Annotated in this window: 13 protein-coding genes; 7 read left to right on the forward strand and 6 right to left on the reverse strand. The window is 47.8% G+C overall.

Going from position 1 to position 19,883, the window contains the following annotated elements:
* Positions 1-73: 73 nt before the first annotated feature.
* The 5 genes from JS578_10280 to rhaB form a co-directional block, all read right to left on the reverse strand.
* The gene (locus tag JS578_10280; GenBank protein QRX63253.1) at positions 74-1,345 is read right to left on the reverse strand and encodes a fimbrillin family protein; all 1,272 of its coding nucleotides are present in this window, start codon (positions 1,343-1,345) and stop codon (positions 74-76) included.
* 238 nt (positions 1,346-1,583) lie between these two features.
* Entirely contained in the window at positions 1,584-2,480 is an 897-nt protein-coding gene (locus JS578_10285) for a helix-turn-helix transcriptional regulator (protein QRX63254.1), read from the reverse strand.
* A 160-nt stretch (positions 2,481-2,640) separates the two neighbouring features.
* Positions 2,641-3,669, reverse strand: coding sequence for an L-rhamnose/proton symporter RhaT (rhaT, locus tag JS578_10290; protein QRX63255.1), 1,029 nt, complete (start codon positions 3,667-3,669; stop codon positions 2,641-2,643).
* 3 nt (positions 3,670-3,672) lie between these two features.
* Complete coding sequence (locus tag JS578_10295) at positions 3,673-4,938, reverse strand: L-rhamnose isomerase (GenBank protein QRX63256.1); 1,266 nt, start codon at positions 4,936-4,938, stop codon at positions 3,673-3,675.
* A gap of 101 nt (positions 4,939-5,039) precedes the next feature.
* Positions 5,040-6,524, reverse strand: coding sequence for a rhamnulokinase (gene rhaB / locus JS578_10300; GenBank protein ID QRX63257.1), 1,485 nt, complete (start codon positions 6,522-6,524; stop codon positions 5,040-5,042).
* Positions 6,525-6,869: 345 nt separating this feature from the next.
* On the opposite strand from rhaB, the gene JS578_10305 reads away from it, so the two are divergent.
* The 7 genes from JS578_10305 (at position 6,870) to JS578_10335 (ending at position 18,023) form a co-directional block, all read left to right on the forward strand.
* The gene (locus tag JS578_10305) at positions 6,870-8,231 is read left to right on the forward strand and encodes a 2-oxo acid dehydrogenase subunit E2 (GenBank protein QRX63258.1); all 1,362 of its coding nucleotides are present in this window, start codon (positions 6,870-6,872) and stop codon (positions 8,229-8,231) included.
* 101 nt (positions 8,232-8,332) lie between these two features.
* The gene (gene lpdA / locus JS578_10310; GenBank protein ID QRX63259.1) at positions 8,333-9,688 is read left to right on the forward strand and encodes a dihydrolipoyl dehydrogenase; all 1,356 of its coding nucleotides are present in this window, start codon (positions 8,333-8,335) and stop codon (positions 9,686-9,688) included.
* A 62-nt stretch (positions 9,689-9,750) separates the two neighbouring features.
* Positions 9,751-12,210 (forward strand): dehydrogenase, encoded by a 2,460-nt coding sequence (locus JS578_10315; GenBank protein QRX63260.1) that lies wholly within the window; start codon positions 9,751-9,753, stop codon positions 12,208-12,210.
* A 13-nt stretch (positions 12,211-12,223) separates the two neighbouring features.
* Positions 12,224-13,429, forward strand: coding sequence for a hypothetical protein (locus tag JS578_10320; protein ID QRX63261.1), 1,206 nt, complete (start codon positions 12,224-12,226; stop codon positions 13,427-13,429).
* Entirely contained in the window at positions 13,416-15,377 is a 1,962-nt protein-coding gene (locus tag JS578_10325) for an SDR family NAD(P)-dependent oxidoreductase (protein QRX63262.1), read from the forward strand. Before JS578_10320 ends, JS578_10325 begins: the two co-directional genes overlap by 14 nt.
* A gap of 16 nt (positions 15,378-15,393) precedes the next feature.
* Positions 15,394-16,668: a zinc-binding dehydrogenase gene (locus JS578_10330; GenBank protein QRX63263.1), complete on the forward strand. Its 1,275-nt coding sequence runs from the start codon at positions 15,394-15,396 to the stop codon at positions 16,666-16,668.
* Positions 16,669-16,724: 56 nt separating this feature from the next.
* Positions 16,725-18,023: a class II aldolase/adducin family protein gene (locus JS578_10335; GenBank protein ID QRX63264.1), complete on the forward strand. Its 1,299-nt coding sequence runs from the start codon at positions 16,725-16,727 to the stop codon at positions 18,021-18,023.
* A gap of 4 nt (positions 18,024-18,027) precedes the next feature.
* Here the strand turns inward: JS578_10335 and JS578_10340 are convergent, their stop codons facing one another.
* A complete protein-coding gene (locus JS578_10340) occupies positions 18,028-19,851 on the reverse strand; it encodes a sialate O-acetylesterase (GenBank protein QRX63265.1) in 1,824 nt (607 codons plus the stop codon).
* Positions 19,852-19,883: the final 32 nt, after the last annotated feature.

The raw sequence follows: 19,883 nt of genomic DNA on the forward strand, positions 1-19,883 counted from the left end.
GAAGAGCCCCATATTAAGGGGCCCTTCTGATTCATATGATACCGGCCAAACTTCAGCCTTCCTTTCTACAATTTTATTCCACAAATTGATAATCATTTGCATTTCTCATTCCCGGAACACCGTAGTAATTATCAAAGTCTCCTTTGATTAATACCTGTTTGTCTATGTTTAAGGGATTGTCGCATATGTTCAGAGCTTCCTTCACTGGTATTGCACCGAAGAAAATCGGCAACATAAGTGTAGAAATCGTTTCACCCGGGTTGTCCGCCAGGGCCACATTTGTCCTGACCTCCCATGTGTTATCGGTCACGAAATTTGAGGTGGTGAGGTAAAATGCACCTACGATATAACCTTTTACCCAGACATCATCTTTTCCCTGGCGATTGATGGCCTGTGCAACGCTATAAGGATATTCCTTTGAACCTTTGAGTTGCGGTGGGGTATCTGCCGAACGCTCAGCAGTGAAAGACACAGAAGGCGGTGTAATCCATGGGGTTATTTCGGTCGAGTCAGTTTCCACCCTTACTTTGTCTGTGTATAGCATTGCATTGAATGTGTATTGTGTCGATTCGGATAAGGGACCTGAATTGAACAGCGTATTTAGCGATACTTTATAGGCTTCCAATCCATCCTCGATTAGAAACCAGAGGTCGCTGCCCGAGAGATCAGTTCCAGGCATTAGAATTGCCTCAGCCAGGGTACAGTCATCGTTCACACAACAAACAATGTCAGTTTTTGCTGAATCAACCGTCAGACTTTTGTCGGTCAGATTAAATGAGCCGACAGTGGGAACCCCTGTGATGATCACCGAGAAATCACTCTGCTCGATTACCCGATAATGCTCCACCTGAAACACAATCCTGGAAAGCTTGTGGGAGAAACGCATGGTTATCTGGCTTTCTGTCTGGCTCACGTTCTTCACATTATCGGCATACATCAGGTCGATCGCTGATTGGTTGGATTGAGACGTCAGGTCGATTGGGATGTTGAATGCTGAGATGTCCTCCCGGAAAGGATAATACCCGATAAAATCAACGGCATCACCATTGGTGGGGAAGTAGATAATTTCATTCTCACTCATTGGTTCAAAATGACCTGTTTCCTCACTGTATATGTATTTTAAATTTTTTTTCGGCGCTGAAGCATTGAGCTCGTCACCGTTCATTTTCATAAATACCCCTATGGCATCGTCCTGATCCCAGGTGGAACCGGAAAGACGCGTTTTCATGCCTTCAATCTCTGCAGTCATACGGACAGCAGTTTTCGTTCCTAATGGATTGATCTTTTCTCCTTCACAAGCGATAAGAAGCACACCGATCATCAACGTTAATAATAAATTTTTCATAATACAGAATTTAAAAGAATAGAATATTATAGATGCTAAAGAACAGCGCATTGTTGGAGGACCTGAGATTGGTGAAAGATTGCAATTTTGTGATATCCTTTTAGATAGCGTTGAAAATTAACATAAATAATTTTAATTAATCCGAACGGAAAATCAATTTATATTTAGACTAAATATAAATAAGCTCTGATGTTTTTTGGAAGGGCGAAGACAGAAATGTAGGTTGTTAAGGAGAAATTTATTTGATTCTGCCGGTATTACGGTATTCCATGGGGGTGGTGCCCACTTTTTTCTTGAAAAAAGATAGAAAATACTCGTAAGAGTTGAAGTTGAGTTCAAATGCTACCTCCTTTATGGAGTGATTTGTTTCAGTTAGCATCTCCTTCGCTTTTCTCAACTTCAGCTCCTGGAAATATTGTGCGGGTGAGTAACCGGTATACTCCTTAAAGACTTTGCGGAAGAGTGAATAACTGATCCCCAGGTTTTGTGCCAGCTCTTTTATCTCCAGGTTTTTAAGAATGTTTTCGCACATGATCACCTTTGCTCTTTCAATCTTTTGTGCTGAGTCATTTGTTTCGAAGTTCTTGTTCTGAGCCAAGGAAAGGATGGTCCCCAAGATGTTGAATACTATTCCTGCAAGGTTTTGTTGTGCTGCGGTTTTATCTTCCTTGGCAATCTTGATTGCAGAGGAGAATAGGTTGACAAGATCTTCATTTACTCCCACATCGAGGATTTGGTTTTCCTGTGAAAAAAATCCCTGTGAGACAATATTGTCAATGATCATTCCTTCAAAGCCGATGTAATACTCGTTCCAGCCGGTATCTTTCTGTGGTGAATAGGTGTGCCATTGTCCCGGGAAGAGCACCATTGCCTGCCCTTTGGTGATGCTGGTACGTCGGGTTGACTTGGAGGAAAAGCTCCCTTTACCTTTACTGATGTATACAATTTGATATTCGGATAGTATTCTTCCTTTGCCCGGGTGGAAATAATAGTTTTTCGGATGTTCTGTGGAGGGATAGAGTGAATGGGGAGGAATGGGTTGAAAGCCGACTGTATTGACAGTGAGCCCAAACTTCTTATCCCTCTCGTTGACCAACAGGTATTTGAAGTCGATGCCTAAGTCATTGAATCTCATCTTTTCTGTTTTTCAGCGGCACTGTTTTTGTGTGCTTTCCCATTTTTACCGGCGGTAAATATACAAAAAAATTAGCAATGCGGTATCACGTAGTTTGTATTTTACGTCATACCGCATTGAGCCAAAAGAATCCACTGTCTTTCAAACCTGTTTTGCAGGATCAGAATAGATTGGGAATGATTAATGAGAAGATCAGGATAGCCATTCCGAAGGCAAGGAAGGTGACAGCTTTGTTGCCGGCTCCTTTCCATTCCTTCAGAATGATGCCCCACACGTTGCTGAATATCACGTTGAGTGACATTAGGATGCTCCAGGAAAAAGCCATCATCACACTGTTGGCCTCAAAGAAGCTTTGTCCCATACCAAGGCCGAAGAACTGTGAGTACCAGAGCAATCCTGCCAGGGCACAGAAAAGCAGGTTATTGATCAACACTGCTTTCGATGAGCGCCCAATTTCCCCACCAGTTTTGTTTTTCCGGTTCATGTAGAGACAATAAACCAGGTTTGTCAGAAATCCACCGAATGTAACCAGCAGGGTCACCGGGTTCTGTGCAAACAAATCGGAGGCGCCGGCAGCCATAGCCGCTTCTTTCACCGGAATTCCTGCACTCAGACCAAGGCTGAAACAGGCACTCATCACACCTGAAAGCAGGGCGATGAGCAATCCTTTCTTCAGTGCGAAGTCTTTGATGGCTTTTCGTCGCTCCTCTTCCGTCATGTTTCGAGAACGGAGGCTACCGGCATAACCCACCAAGGTGATACCCACCAGTGTAACTGCTACGGCGAGCAACAGGATCAATCCTTTGGGTGAGAGCAGATCTGTTCCGGTCAGCATTGCCGGGATAAGGGTACCGAAGGCTGCACAGGTGCCCAGTGCAACTGACTGTCCCAGTGCAATGCCGAGGTAACGCATGCTGAGGCCGAAGGTAAGTCCCCCCACTCCCCAGAGTACACCATATCCAATTGCCTGCAAAGTAGCAGCGCCGGTAGAACCGTAAATCGAGAACAACTCCGGTAAAGAATTGGCCATAAAAGCACCCAACAAGGGAAACACAAGCCAGGCAAAAACACCCTGAACCAGCCAGAAGTTTTCCCATGACCATTCCTTGATTTTGTTGATGGGGACATAGGAACTCGACTGGCCCATGCTGCCCACCGCGATAATTAGCAGACCGAAGATGGTATTCATCGCTTAGTTTCTTTTGGAGGTAATCTCCGATTCATATGCCTGGATCTCCTTGATGTAAGCATCACCCACAGGTACACCCTGCTTGTTGCAGTAATAGTTGTAGAGTATGTTCCAGGGCATTCCTTTCAGCTCTTCGAGGTAGGCCATCCGCTCGAAATTCTTATCTTGTTTCTCATACTCCCGCAACTTTTCGGTCGGTTCCAGAAGGGCTTGAAGCATCGCTTTTTGAGCCGAACGGATTCCCACCACATAAGCCCCGATGCGGTTGATTGAAGCATCGAAATAGTCCAGGCCCATGTGTATCCGGTCCATGTGACCGGAGCGTACGATCTCCTGTGAGATGGCAAGCAGCTCGTCGGTGAGGATCACCACATGGTCGCTGTCCCAACGCTCCGGACGACTCACATGCAGGGTAATTTCAGGAACGAACAGCAACATTGATGAGAGCTTGTCGGAGATTACTTCTGTGGGGTGGAAGTGACCGGCATCGAGGGTGAGGAGCATGTTGTTCTTCACTGCATATCCCATATAAAACTCATGTGATCCCACCACATAGCTCTCGCTGCCTATGCCGAAGAGTTTACATTCCACACAATCTTTCAGATAATCTGTGCTGATCTTTTCAGCTAGTACCTCGTCGAGTGACTCCTGCAATAATCGTCTGTGTTGGTATCGGGAAACCGTTTTGTCTTTCTCCCCATCTGGAATCCAGATGTTGTGGATACAGGCATCACCCTGTTGTCTGCCTATCTCCGCTGCAATCTTCCTGCACTGACGTAGATGGTCTTTCCAGAAGCGTCTGATTTCGGGGTCGAAATCGGAAAGGGTATAGCCACTGCCTGCTTTGTCGTGTGAGAAGAAAGTGGAGTTAAAGTCGAGCATCACGTTTTTCTCTTTGGCCCAATCAATCCAGCTCTGAAAATGTTTCGGTTCTACCTTGTCGCGATCCACAAACTCACCCCCGAAATCGCCATAGGTGGCATGCAGACTGATGCGATGTTTCCCCGGAATCAGTGAGATCACTTTTTCCAAGTCATTTCTGAGCTCTTCAATGGAGCGTGCTTTGCCCGGGAAGTTGCCGGTGGTTTGTATCCCGCCCGTCAATTCACCCTCCGGGTTCTCAAATCCCGAGACATCATCTGCCTGCCAGCAGTGAATGGAGATGGAGAGCTGGTCTAACTTTGCAATGGCTTGATCAATGTCAACACCCAATGCAGCATATTGTGCTTTTGCATCCTCATAAGCTCTTTGTAACTGTTCTTCTTTCATGCGATTTTAGTTTAGTTGTATGTTTTATAGTTGTTTAGAGATTTTTAGTTGTACAGACAATTCAAGGTGAGCAATATTGTTTGCTCTTGGCCATCTATCCATCACTCATCGAGGTATACACTGAGATATTGCTCGTATTGCTGATTCCATTCATCTCTGTTAACTGGTTCAAAAGTCTCCAGCTCACTGGAATTTCTAACGATGCGACGTATTTCATTTTTGCTTTGTACCGCTCCAGCAGCTTTTGCTTGAAGTAGAATGTTACCCATAGCTGTGGCTTCGGAAGGACCGGCAACAACCGGTATGCCTATGGCATTGGCGGTGAATGCGTTTAACATTTGGTTCTTTGATCCTCCGCCAATGATGTGAAGGGTTTCGATGGGAAAGGAAGCCAGCCTTTGTAGGTTTCCCAGCACCTGTCTGTAGCGCAAGGCCAGGCTTTCATAAATTGATCGGGCAATCTCTCCCACGGTGACCGGTACGTACTGGTTCGTGTTACGGCAGTACTCCTGGATAGCCTCGATCATAGATGTGGGATTGGCAAAACAGGAGGCATCTGGATTGATGAAACATTGAAATGGTTTGCTTTGTTGTGCTGCCGCCACTATCTCTTCGTAGGTGTGTGGATGATCCTGATCCCATTCTTTTTTGCAACGCTCAATGAGCCACATGCCGCAAATATTTTTCAGGAGACGTATGGTCCCGTCGGCACCTCCCTCGTTGGTGAAGTTTAGCGAATAGGTCTCTTCGTTGATCACTGGTTGCTCAGACTCAATACCCATCAGTGACCAGGTTCCTGAACTCAGATAGGCAAAATTCTCATTGATAGACGGAACCGACAATACAGCAGAAGCAGTGTCGTGTCCGGCCACTGCTACTACCGAGAGCTCCTTCATTCCGGTGAGGTGTTGTACTGTTTCACTGATGTTCCCAATCTCTTCTCCGGAAAAAACTACTGGTGCAAAATGATTGGTTGTGAGTCCAATCACCTCCAGTAGGGTTGGGTCCATTTCCCTGGTATAGGGATTGATTATCTGGGAAGTGGATGCGATGGTGTATTCTGTAACCATCTTGCCGGTCAACATATAGGAGAGAGCATCTGGCATGAAGAGTATCTTGTCGATGATGCTGTTGATTCCGTTCTTTTCATCCTGTTGGGTATCCAGTTGGAAAATCGTATTGAAATCCATGATCTGGATGCCTGTCCTTTGGTAGAGCTCCTTTTTTGAGATTTTGTCAAAGAAACGTTCAGCTGCTCCGATCGTACGTTTGTCTCTGTAACTGTAAGGCATCCGCAGGGGCTCTCCATCCTTGGTGAAACAGACATAATCTACACCCCAGGTGTCAATCCCGACGGAGGTGACTGTTTGTGTGAGTTGTCTGATCTCTTTAAGGGATTCGATCACTTGCTGGTAAAGAAAAAAAAGATCCCAATACTGATGGTTGTTCACTTCAATAATTGGATTCGGAAACCTCCTTATCTCTTTCATGGACAACTGATCGTTATGGACGGTTCCGAGAATTGCTCTACCACTGCTTGCTCCCAGGTCGATTGCTAAAAATGAGTTAAACTTTCTTTCACTCATGATGAGGTTAAATAATAGGTTTTTGAAAGATTGTTTGCAAATCTACGGCTTATAAAAGTGAACACAATGAAAAAAATGATTTAAAAACTGTAGTTTTTGATATTATTACTCCTTGTTTTGTCCCGATCTTCTGATTTGTGATCCTCAGGGTTAATTATGTCAAAAAACATAGCTAAAAAATCAATTATTACAACTGCTATACTCACTATTTGAATACATTTGTGGGCAAATAATGGGATTGACGCTGGGGTATCCTGACAGTTTATGCTGTCACTTTTTTTGATATCTTTGTAACAAATCCTATCTGTTCAACTTTTTGAGAAACGCTTAAATCATAGATATAAAATGGCAGAGGTAGTAATAATGCCCAAGCAGGGGCAATCGGTAGAGAGTTGTATCATCACCGAATTAAAGAAGAAAAAAGGTGATTCCGTTAAAAAAGGAGATGTGCTCTTTACTTATGAAACAGATAAAGCTTCCTTTGAGGAGGTGTCGCCTGTCGATGGTGTCCTGTTGGCTTGTTTGTACGCAGAAGGTGATGAGGTGCCCGTACTGGAAAATATGATGGTTATCGGCACTCCGGGTGAAGATATTACTTCTTTGTTGGGTGATGCACATAAGAGAGACCCACAAGCGAAAGATGAGCAAGCCGTAGCCGAAAAGATTGAACCCGAATCAATGGAGAACAAGGGGCCAGATGCGAAACAAGTTGCAGGAGTACCCACTTCTCCCGTGGCCGATGAGCTTTACATCTCACCCCGCGCCAGAAAACTGGCAGAAAAAGAAGCGGTCGATTTCACCCTGATTGCTGGTACCGGTCCACAAGGGCGAATCATTGAAAGAGATGTGGAGTCATACCTGCAGGAGCGTCCACGGATGACCCCCCTCGCAAAGAAGCTGGCTGTTCAGGAAGGGATGCAACCCCAGTCAGGGGGGACAGGATTGGCCGGTACCGCCAGATCTTCTGATCTCGCTGCCCCCCTTAACGAAGTCTACGGCAAGGACTACGAAGAACGGAACATATCCAATATCCGCAAACTGATAGCCCGTTCCATGCATGCTTCCCTTCAAAATTCAGCACAGCTTACCCACCATCTGGGTGCTGATGCACGACGCATCCTCGAATTGCGTAAGAAAGTAAAATCCGCCCAGGAAGCGGGAATAATATCCGTCAATATCACCCTGAACGATATGGTTTGCTTTGCAGTAGTCAAAGCATTGAAAAAGTTCCCCAACGTAAACACCCATTTCTTGGGTGAAAAGACACGCTTCTTCCATAAGGTACATCTGGGCCTCGCTGTGGATACCGATCGTGGGTTAATGGTGCCGGTTGTACGCAATGCCGATGATCTTTCCATTACCGGTCTGGCTGCACAGTTGAAAGAAATTGCTGCCGCCTGTAGGAATGGAAGCGTAAATCCTGACATCCTCTCTCCTGAAGCCGGTTCCTTTACGGTGTCAAACCTGGGCAACTACGGAGTTGAGATGTTCACACCGGTGATCAACCTCCCGCAGTCGGCCATTCTGGGGGTGAATACAATCGTTCCGCGTCCCAAGGATCTGGGTGACGGGGTTTATGCTTTTGTACCCTTTATTGGTCTGAGTCTCACCTACGACCACAGGTCGCTCGACGGTGGTGAAGCAACCCGTTTCCTGAAACAGATCGCCATTGAGATCGAAACGTTAGAGATCGATGTGCTGATTTGAGGATGTGATGGCAGACTCATTCGATGATTTGTTTACACATTGAATGTATACTGAAAGCTAAAATATAGAAGTACGATACGAATAACTAAAATTTCACAGCTATGATAGATTTACTGATTATCGGCGGTGGCCCCGCCGGATATGTTGCGGCAGAGAGAGCCGGTCACAACGGTTTAAATGTGGTGCTTTTCGAAAAGAAAGCAATGGGTGGTGTCTGTCTAAACGAAGGTTGTATCCCGACCAAGACGCTGCTTTATGGGGCCAAAATCTATGAAAATGCCCTCCATGGGGATAAGTATGGTGTTTTTGGAGATAACATCCGCTTCGACTATGAAAAGATGATTTCCCGCAAGAAGAAAGTAGTCCGAAAGTTAGTCTCCGGTGTAGAGGGCAAGATGAAAGCCAACAAGGTCACCGTTGTAAAGGGGGATGCGATGATTGAAGGACGTTCAGCCGTAGGTATTGAAGTCAGCTGTAACGGTGAAAAGTATACAGGTAAGAACCTACTGATATGTACCGGCTCTGAGGCTTCCGTGCCACCCATACCCGGATTGAAAGAGGCAGGTGATGTGGTTCTTACAAACCGGGAGATTCTGGAGATGAACCAACGGCCTGCGTCACTGGTTGTGATAGGTGGTGGTGTGATCGGGATGGAGTTTGCAAGCTTTTTCAACAGCCTGGGGACGAAGGTGACGGTGATAGAGATGCTGCCGGAGATTCTGGGGGGGCTTGATATAGAGATCTCTGCCATGCTTCGAGGCATCTATGCCAAAAAAGGGATCGAGTTTAACCTTAATGCCAAGGTTATACAGGTTGAAGGCAACAATGTGATTTTTGAGAAAGATGGTGAAACACATAAGGTTGATGGTGATAAGATCTTGCTGAGTGTTGGCCGCCGACCAGTTACACAGGGACTCGGTCTGGAGAAGCTGGGAGTGGAGCTGTTGCGAAACGGCATCAAGGTGGATGAGAAGATGCGGACCAACGTGCCCGGCGTCTTCGCCGCAGGAGATGTCACCGGCTTTTCTTTGCTTGCCCACACTGCCAGCCGCGAAGGGGAGGTAGTGGTCAACAACCTAACCGGTAGAAATGACATGATGCGCTACAATGCCATCCCCGGTGTTGTCTACACCAACCCTGAGGTGGCCGGTGTGGGAGAAACCGAGGAATCGGCAAAAGAAAAAAAAATTGCCTACAGGGTGGCTAAGCTTCCCATGGCCTACGCAGGCCGATTCGTCGCCGAGAACGAGGGTGGCAGCGGCCTATGCAAGGTGCTGGTGGGAGAAAAGCATGGAGAGGTGATTGGGGTACACATGCTGGGCAATCCCTCCAGTGAGATCATTTACGGTGCCTGTATGGCCATTGAACAGGAAATGACCCTGAAAGAGATGCAGGAGGTGGTTTTCCCGCACCCCACCGTGAGTGAAATATTTAAAGAGACTGTATTCAGTTTTTAATTGGTTGCCTGAAGTGAAAATTTACACAAAAGCTAATCAGCACAACAACAAATTAATATAGTATGCCTAAAGTACAAATCATCGATCCGCAAGAGGTTCGAAAACCGGGATTCGTAGAATTTAGTCCCATTCCCGTAAACCAGTATCAGAAGAGTGTGAAGGATGAAAGAGCGCACTTTTCGGATGAGGAGTTCAAAGCCATATACCATGACATGGTACTGATTCGTGAGTTTGAAACCATGTTGAACCTGATTAAGACCAAGGGTGAGTATAACGGTACGCCCTATAACCACCCCGGTCCTGCTCACCTTTCCATCGGGCAGGAATCTGCAGCTGTAGGTATGGCCTGGACATTGACGGTCGATGATTTTATTTTCGGCAGCCACCGCTCACATGGTGAAATTCTTGCAAAGGGAATGTCTGCCATTCACAAGCTAGAGGATGAGGAGCTCACTGCGATCTTGGAATCTTTCTTCGACGGTGCGGTTTATGAGATTGTGAAAAAAGATTTCAACGGTTCGGTCAAAGAGCTGGCGAAACGATTTCTGGTCTATGGAACGCTTGCTGAGATCTTTGCCCGCAAGACCGGGTTCAACAGGGGATTGGGTGGATCCATGCATGCTTTCTTCACTCCGTTCGGTGTCTATCCAAACAACGCCATCGTGGGAGGGTCGGGTGACATAGCCGTAGGTGCGGCACTTTATAAGAAGGTGAACCGAAAACCGGGACTGGTAGTGGCCAACATTGGCGATGCTTCCCTTGCCTGCGGTCCAGTATGGGAAGGAATCTCCTTTGCCTCTATGGATCAGTTCCGTGAGCTTTGGGAAGGTGAGATGCAGGGCGGCCTGCCGGTAATCATCAACATCATGAACAACCAGTACGGCATGGGAGGCCAAACCACCGGCGAGACAATGGGTTATGGCATTGCCGCACGTATTGGTGCGGGGGTAAACGATGACCAGATGCACGCGGAGCGGGTGGACGGTTACAACCCCCTGGCGGTGATCGATGCCTACAAACGGAAGCGGAAGGTCATTGAAGAGAAGAGAGGTCCCGTGCTGCTCGACGTGCTTACCTATCGCTACAGCGGACACTCACCTTCCGACGCCTCTTCCTATCGTACCAAAGAGGAGGTTGAGGCCTGGGAAGAGCAGGATTGCATCCGCAGCTACGGCGATCAGTTGCTTGAAGCCGGGGTTGCTACCAAGGAGGCGCTCGACCAGGTATCAGACGAGATCAGGAAACTGGTCTATGAGATGTTTCTCAAGTCGATCGACGATGACCTCTCACCCCGCATGGACAATGCCGATGTGATTGGTGAGATGATGTTCTCCAACGGATCGGTCGACTCTTTCTCCGATGCGAAACCCGACGTGCTGATACCTATGGAAGAGAACCCGCGTGTGAAGAAGATTGCCAACAAAGAGCGTTTTGCGTTCGATGCAGAGGGCAAGCCTTTCAGCAAGATGAAGCAGTACCAACTGCGTGACGGTATCTTCGAGGCAATCATTGATCGTTTTTACAAGGATGCTTCCCTCATCGCCTACGGTGAAGAGAACCGTGACTGGGGAGGGGCTTTTGCCGTTTATGGAGGTCTCACGGAAGCGCTGCCCTACCATCGTCTCTTCAACTCACCAATCGCTGAGGCCTCCATCGTGGGGACTGCAATCGGCTATGCCATGTGCGGCGGACGGGTGATCCCGGAGATCATGTACTGTGACTTTATTGGCCGTGCCGGAGATGAGATTTTCAACCAGCTACCAAAGTGGCAGGCTATGAGTGGCAATGTTCTCAAGATGCCGGTGGTGGTCCGCGTATCTGTAGGCTCGAAATATGGCGCACAGCACTCACAGGACTGGACCTCGCTTGTGGCTCATATCCCGGGAATCAAGGTCTGCTTCCCGGTAACACCCTACGATGCCAAGGGTTTGATGAACGCAGCCCTGCAAGGTACCGACCCGGTAATCTTCTTCGAGAGCCAGCGCATTTACGACATCGGTGAACAGTTTCACCAAGGAGGGGTGCCCGAGGGGTACTATGAGATTCCCATCGGTGAACCCGATGTGAAAAAAGAGGGAAGTGATATCACCTTCCTGACCGTGGGTCATACCCTCTATCCGGCTTTAAAGGCAGCCGAAGAGCTCGAAGAGAAATATGGTATGAGTGCCGAGGTAATCGATGCCCGCTCACTGGTGCCCTTCAACTATGAGAAGGTGATTGCTTCGGTGAAGAAGACCGGTAAGATCATCGTGGCTGGCGATGCCACAGCCCGTGGTTCATTTCTGAACGATCTGGCAGCCAACATCGGTCAGCTGGCGTTCGACTATCTTGATGCCCCTGTATGCGTGCTCGGTTCCCGTAACTGGATCACCCCGGCACATGAGCTGGAAGAGGCGTTCTTCCCACAATCGGGCTGGTTCCTCGATATGATTCATGAGCGGATACAACCCCTCAATGGATATATCGCCGATGAGAACTTAACCGGAGGTGAGATGATCAACAGAGCTAAAAAAGGAATCTAAAGAGTTACCCATCATGAATAGAATTGCTGGGCATGACCTCCCTGATGTCAATGCCCATTTGCATACACCTTACTCCTTCAGTGCCTTTCGTGACATAGACGAAGCGCTTGACATGGCTGTTGAGGAGGGGGTAAAAGTAGTAGGTATCAACGATTTTTACACCACAAAGGGATATGATGAGTGGGCAGACGGTTGTAGTAAAAGGGGATTGGTACCGCTTTTCGGTATCGAATTTATTAGCCTGAACGAAGCCGATCAGAAAGCCGGCTTGCGTGTAAATGATCCTGCCAACCCGGGTCGTACTTACCTCAGCGGGAAGGGACTTGCACATCCTTTCCATTTGGAAAAAACCTATGCATCACAATTGTCGGCGGTACAGTTTGAATCAAACCGACAGGTGGAGAGGATGTATGAGAAGTTGAATGAACTACTGCAAAAAAAACAGATGGGTTTCCTGCTTGATTTGGATCAAATCAAACAGGAGCTGACCCGTGGTTCACTGCGTGAACGGCACCTGGCAAGGGCTCTCCGGATGAAAATCTATGAACATTGCAACGACAGGGAGTCGGTAATCAGAGTGATGCTCGAAACACTCTTTAGCGGTAAGCAATTGCAGTCAGCTACCGATGACCATGCAGGTGTGGAAAACGAGATTCGTGCCAACCTGCTGAAAGCGGGAGGTTCAGCCTTTGTGCCGGAAGAACCTGCTGCTTTTCTGCCGATGGAGACTGTTTGCCGTATCATACGTGCTGCCGGTGGAATTCCTACTTACCCATTTCTCGCGGATGATTCCAAAGGAGGATATACCGACTTTGAAAATGATCTGGAGAAGGTGGCAATAGAACTTACTGAACGTGGTTTTCACTCCGTAGAGTTTATCACCACCCGCAACGAGCAACAGCTTTTGGAAAAGTATGCGTCATACCTGTATGAGCAGGGCTTTGTAGTGACATTCGGAAGTGAACATAACTCTCCACTTCTGGAACCGATACGGTTGACTTCACGTGGAGGGTTTCCCCTGTCCGATCGTTTAAGGGAAATCAACTATGCGGGAGCCTGTGTGATTGCAGCACACCAGCATCTGGTTGCACAGGGGTTACAGGGTTACCTCAATGAAGAAGGGGTGGCTGACCGTTCCCGGCGTGAGGAGTACATTTCGTTAGGGGCAGAATTGATTGAAAAGAAGAGAACAGAAAAAGAAACTTATGAATCCGATTGAAGAATTGATCAACATTTCCCAATACTACGGTGCCGATAGCCGTTTTGTGATTGCCGGCGGGGGAAACACCTCCTATAAAAACAATGATTTCATATGGGTAAAAGCCAGTGGCTCCTCACTGGCAACCATTGGGGAGGAAGGGTTTGCACAACTCGACCGCTCTTTGCTCAACCGGATGACCGACAAGGAGTATAGTCAAGATACGACGAAAAGGGAAGAAGAGGTGAAGAATGACCTCGCTGAAGCAACCCTCACCAAAGAAAGACGTCCATCAGTGGAGACTTCGATGCACAACGTGATTGGATATGCCTATGTGGTACATCTCCACCCCACTATTGTCAATGGTTTGATGTGTGCTTCGGAATCGGAGAAGGAGCTGATCAGGTTGTTTGGTGAGAAAGCTCTTTTTGTGGAATACACAGATCCCGGATATCTGCTTTTCAAGAAAGTAGCAGGTAAGATCGGTGATTACCGATCCCGTTATGGTGAAGAGCCACAGGTGATTTGGTTACAGAACCATGGTATATTTGTTGCAGCTGACAGTACGGAGGAGATCAAAAAGATCTATGCAGATATTCTCAATAAGATTCAAGAGAACCTGGACAAACCGATTCCTGAGGGAGAAATGTCCATTCCGTCAGTTGTGGTAGAAATAATTCCTGCACTCAGAATGATCCTCTCACGCAATGGTATGAGAACATTGCGACTGCGCAACAACGCGTTGATTCACTCATTTGCAGAGAATCAATTTAAACAGCAGGAGATCGCACATCCGTTCACGCCGGATGCCATTGTATACTGTAAGTCCAACTATCTCTTCCTTAACGAAGAGGAGTCAGAATCTTTGTTGCTTGAAGCCGAAAAAGCAATAGTCTCTTTTGAGCAGAAGCATGGATACCTGCCAAAGATAATTCTTATCAAAGGAATAGGGCTCGTGGCTGTCGGTGATAATGCCGATCAGTGTGATATCATCCTAGATGTATTTGAAGATGCCATGAAAGTGGCAACCATCTCTCATGCCTTTGGTGGTCCGCATCCCATGACAGCCGAGCAGATAGATTTTATCGATCACTGGGAAGTCGAAAATTACCGCAGGAAGGTGACATCCGTTGCCTCCTCCGGGAGAGTTGGCAACAGAACCATCGTGGTGACCGGTGCTGCTCAGGGTTTCGGTGAAGGAATAAGTCGGTGCCTTTTGTACGAAGGGGCCAACATCGTGGTAGCCGATCTCAACGATGAAGCAGGGAGTGCCACCGCAACTCACTTCAATGGTTTGGTGAAAGGTAACCAAGCTCGTTTCGTCCGGACCAATGTGGCGGATATTACAAGCCTGGAGCAACTGGTGAAAGAGACCATATGCAACTTCGGTGGAATAGACTGTTTCATCAGTAATGCGGGGGTACTGCGTGCCGGGGGGCTGGAAGAGATGACAACCGAGAACTTCGAGTTTGTCACCAAAATAAACTACAGTGCCTTCTTTTATGTAACCAAGGTGGTGAGCAGGGTCATGAAGCTGCAAACTGCATTTGCTCCCGAATCCTATTATGCCGATATCATTCAGATTAACTCCAAGTCAGGATTGGAAGGAAGCAAAGCCAACTTCGCCTATGCCGGTGGTAAATTCGGCGGTATAGGCCTCACGCAGTCCTTCGCACTTGAGTTGGCGCCATTTCGTATCAAGGTGAATGCTGTCTGTCCCGGTAACTTCTACGAGGGACCATTGTGGAGTGATCCCGATAATGGCCTCTTCGTACAGTACCTGAATGCCGGCAAAGTCCCCGGAGCGAAAACCATTGCGGACGTGAAAGCGTTTTATCTCTCTAAGGTTCCGATGCGTAAAGGATGTACCCCGGAAGATGTAACAAAGGGAGTGCTATACCTGATGGAACAGTGCGGTGAAACAGGACAGGCCCTCCCAATCACCGGAGGACAGGTGATGTTGAATTAAATACATAACAATAGAAATGAAAACAAGAGCTGTACGATTATACGGTAAGAAAGATCTCCGATTGGAGGAATTTGAACTACCCCCGATCAAAGAGGATGAAATCCTTGCAAAAGTGGTATCCGATTCCATCTGCATGTCCTCCTATAAGGCATCTTCACAGGGTACCGATCACAAACGAATCCCGGATGATGTGGCGGCTAACCCGATTATCATTGGACATGAATTTGCCGGAGAGTTACTTGAAGTGGGAGCCAAATGGGCCGACAAATTCAAGGCGGGTGACAAATTTTCCATACAGCCTGCATTATACTACGAAAATGGTCCGGTGGGAATTTTAAGTGCTCCCGGATACAGTTACAAATATATCGGCGGTGATGCCACTTACGTGGTGATTCCAAACGAAGTAATAGAACAGGATTGTCTGTTACCCTATCATGGCGAAGGCTACTATCCCGCATCGCTGGCAGAACCACTCTCCTGCGTGATTGGTGCCATGCATGCCAATTACCATACTACCCCGGGAAGTTATCAGCACAAGATGGAGATCGTGGAGGGTGGCAATATGGCCATCTTGGCAGGGGTAGGTCCCATGGGACTTGCAGCCATTAACTACGTGCTCAACAGAGAAGATCGCAAACCTTCACTACTAGTTGTGACCGATGTAGATCAGGCCCGTCTGGACCGAGCAGCATCCATCTATACGGTGGCTTTTGCCGCTGCAAGAGGAATTGACCTGCGCTATGTGAATACCGGAAAGATGGCCGATCCGGTAAAAGAGTTGAAGTTGATAAGTGGTGATCATGGTTATGATGATGTTTTTGTCTTTGCACCCGTGAAGCCTGTGGTGGAGCAGGGGGATGCCATTCTGGCGTTCGACGGCTGTCTCAATTTCTTCGCCGGTCCCGGTGATCCCAACTTCAGCGCCATGCTCAACTTCTACAATGTGCATTACGCCTACACCCATATCGTAGGTACCAGTGGTGGCAACAATGATGACATGAAGGAGGCACTGGAGATCATGGGAAGCGGCCTTGATCCTGCGGGACTGGTCACACATATCGGGGGACTCGATGCGGTGATCGATACCACTAAACACTTGCCTGAGATTCCGGGTGGGAAGAAACTGATTTATACCCATATTGATATGCCGCTTACTCCCATTGCCGATTTTGAAAAGCTGGGAGAAAAGAGTGAGTTGTTCCGTAAATTGGCTGAGATCTGCAATCGCAATAACGGGCTTTGGAGCGTGGAGGCTGAATCCTATTTGCTCAACTTTTTTGAAAAGAACTAAGGTAATTGTAAGCTGTCAGCTCATCGCTGAGAGCTGAATACTATATAATACAAACAATGAAACAATTAGATATAAACCTGATGCATCCGGTGGAACAGATCAATGTGATCATCGGAAGGATATACAAAAGCGGGATGACCACCACCTCGGGTGGTAATATCTCTATCAGAGACAAGAACGGTGATATTTGGATCACCCCCTCGGGTGTGGACAAGGGGTCGCTTACTGTGAAGGACATCATGCAGGTGAAGCAGGATGGAACCATCATCGGCCTCCACAAGCCCTCTTCCGAACTGCCCTTTCACAAAGCAATATACGAAGCACGTCCTGAACTTACTGCCATCATCCATGCGCACCCGCCGGCACTGGTGGCTTTCAGCATCACGGGCATTGTCCCCGACACAAAGATTGTTCCCCAGGCGCATAACATCTGCGGTGATATTGGCTTTGCACCCTATGGTACCCCCGGAAGTGAGGATTTGGGTGAGAAGATTGCTTTCGAGTTTCAGGATAAACACTACAAGGCGGTGATCATGGAAAATCATGGTGTAGTACTGGGTGGTACCGACATGATGGATGCCTATCAGCGGTTTGAAACACTTGAGTTCTGCTGTCGTACCATTATCAATGCCAAACGGTTGGGCAGTGTCAATTACCTCTCAGACAATCAGGTATTGCAATATGTGAATCACCTCCCCTCCAATGTTTCTCATTTTATGGATATCGATCATCCATCTGAAGAGCGTGCTCTTCGCTCCGAAATGGTGAATATCATCCGCAGGGCTTGCAACCAGGGATTGATGATCTCAACCTACGGTACGGTGTCGGTACGATGGAAAGAAAATGATTTCCTGATCACTCCCAGCAATATTGCACGATGGGACATTGTCCCCAATGATATCGTGCAAATCAAAAACGGCATGGCAGAAGCAGGCAAAATACCCAGTAGATCTGTTGCGCTGCACCAGCGGATCTACCAGCTGAACCCGCACATCAACTCCATCATCTGTACTCAGCCTGTGAACCTGATGGCCCATGCAGTGAGCGGCAGCAAGTTCGATGTGCGCACCATTCCGGAGAGCTGGATCTTCCTGCAGGATGTGCCCTCCATACCTTTTGGACTGATCTATAATGATGTGGACAGTGTAGCGAAGATGTTCGCCAACAACCGGGTGATCCTGGTAGAAAACGACAGTGTCTTCGTGACCGGTGACAAGTTGCTCAACACCTTCGATTACCTGGAGGTGGCAGAATTTTCAGCCAACTCACTGGTGATGGCTTCTTCCATTGGTCCGTTACAACCGATCGGGGAGGAGGAGATTGACGACTTGCGGGTGGCTTTCAACGTGAAGTAAGCATTCATTGGGCGAAATCCCATTGAAACGTTGGAATAGGGAGCTCATTCTCGCCTTTAAGATTTGCCCGGGGAGGTGTGTTGCGCCATGCGTACCGCACACTCACCGGGTTATTTATATCTGAGCAGGTGATGTACAACTTGTTTGCTTTTGCGAATGCCTCCGCATTCCTATATTGTTTGCCATCTTCCGATAATTCAACATCGTACACCTTTCCTTCGGAATCTCCCATCACAGTGTCAGTAAAAGTGAGGACCACTTTGCTGCCCGATACCTCACCACTCACAAGTCGCGGTGTAACTTTAACAGGCTGACTGTAAACCTTGCTCCTGATTTCAATAGATGCACGTTCGGCCATCTCCTTTTTGCGCAGGGGATGAATGTCGTTCCATTCTCCCAGTCCAAGACCTACAACCAGCTCGGCATTGGGATCATTGAGAGTTGCCCTGCGCTGAGACTCACGCAATCTCACCCATCCACTTTCGGAGGGATTCTCACTGGGGGACATATAGTCCGGGAGTTGCACAATGAAGAAGGGGAGCGAAGGTTCGTTCCAAATCTTACGCCAGTTGCCCATCAGATCGCCCAGTAATCCTTCATATTCCTCTGCACGGCCGGTGTTCGACTCTCCCTGGTACCACAAGACACCCGCCACAGGGAAGTTACGAAGGGGCCAGATCATACTGTTGTAACAGGCAGTGGCGATGTTCTGCAAACCTATTCCCTGTACCCGCTGCTGCGGCATATAAGCACCATGTCTGAATTTCCATCGAGGAGACAACGGTTGTTCCTCTCCGTTGTCGTATACAATTTTGTAGGGTTTATCCTTTACAAACGATGCGTTGCTGCCTCCAATCAACCGGAGGGTAATCTGGTTCTTTCCCGCCTTCAGGAGACCGGCAGGTATGCGGTATTTGCGAGGTGGATACTGATAGCCTGTTGTGCCGACCAGTACTCCGTTCAGGTAGGTGGAATCGGCATCCACCAGACAGCCTACTCTCAGTAGCGCCGCTTCACCTGCATGTGATGCATCCACCTCAATCTCCTGCCTGAACCAGTATGAGCCGTTATGCGGACCATGGTCCGTGCGGGTCCAATTACGTGAATCGTACTGGTTTACCGTTTGCCACTTCCGGTCATCGTAGTCGGTGGCATACCATTTTTCCTGCACCCCTGGGTCGAGCCTGTACAACAATTCGTTCCAGGCACGACCTGCAATATGTGCTGCCCTGTTCACCTGCGACACATAATCATTGTTGCGTGCAAGCAGCAACTCGTTGTAATAATGGGGATATTTTTTTACATCTGTTTCACTGATCCATGCCTGAATGGGTGTGCCTCCCCAACTGGTGGCGATCACCCCCTGCGGGATCCCTGTCTTCTCGTAGAGGTCGTTGGCCAGAAAATAGGAAAGTGCTGAGAAATCGGATACATTTTCAGGTGCCAGTATCCGCCAGCGGGTATCGGCGAGGTTTTCCTCGGGACCCATTACCTGGGTGTTGTTGGCTACTTTCAGTAAACGTACCTTCTCTTTTTTCAAGGTGTCAGTAAGCTCTTTGTAGAGATCCTCAACACGATAAATCGGGAGATCGATGTTTGACTGCCCCGAAACGATCCAGACATCACCCACCATGATGTTGTTCACGATGATCTCGTTGATTTGCATGCTATAGGGACCGCCGGCTGCTAAGGGGGGTAAAAACAGCGACCAACTGCCCTGCTTGTTAGCTACTGTTGCATATTTTTTTCCCTGAAAGAGAACTGTCACTGCTTCATCTGAATCGGCAGTGCCCCAGAGATGAATCTCCTTTTCTCTCTGTATGATCATATTGTCAGAAATGAGTGGGGGGAGTTTTACAG

It is taken from the genome of Dysgonomonadaceae bacterium zrk40 (genome assembly GCA_016916535.1).
Lineage (GTDB): Bacteria > Bacteroidota > Bacteroidia > Bacteroidales > Dysgonomonadaceae > Proteiniphilum.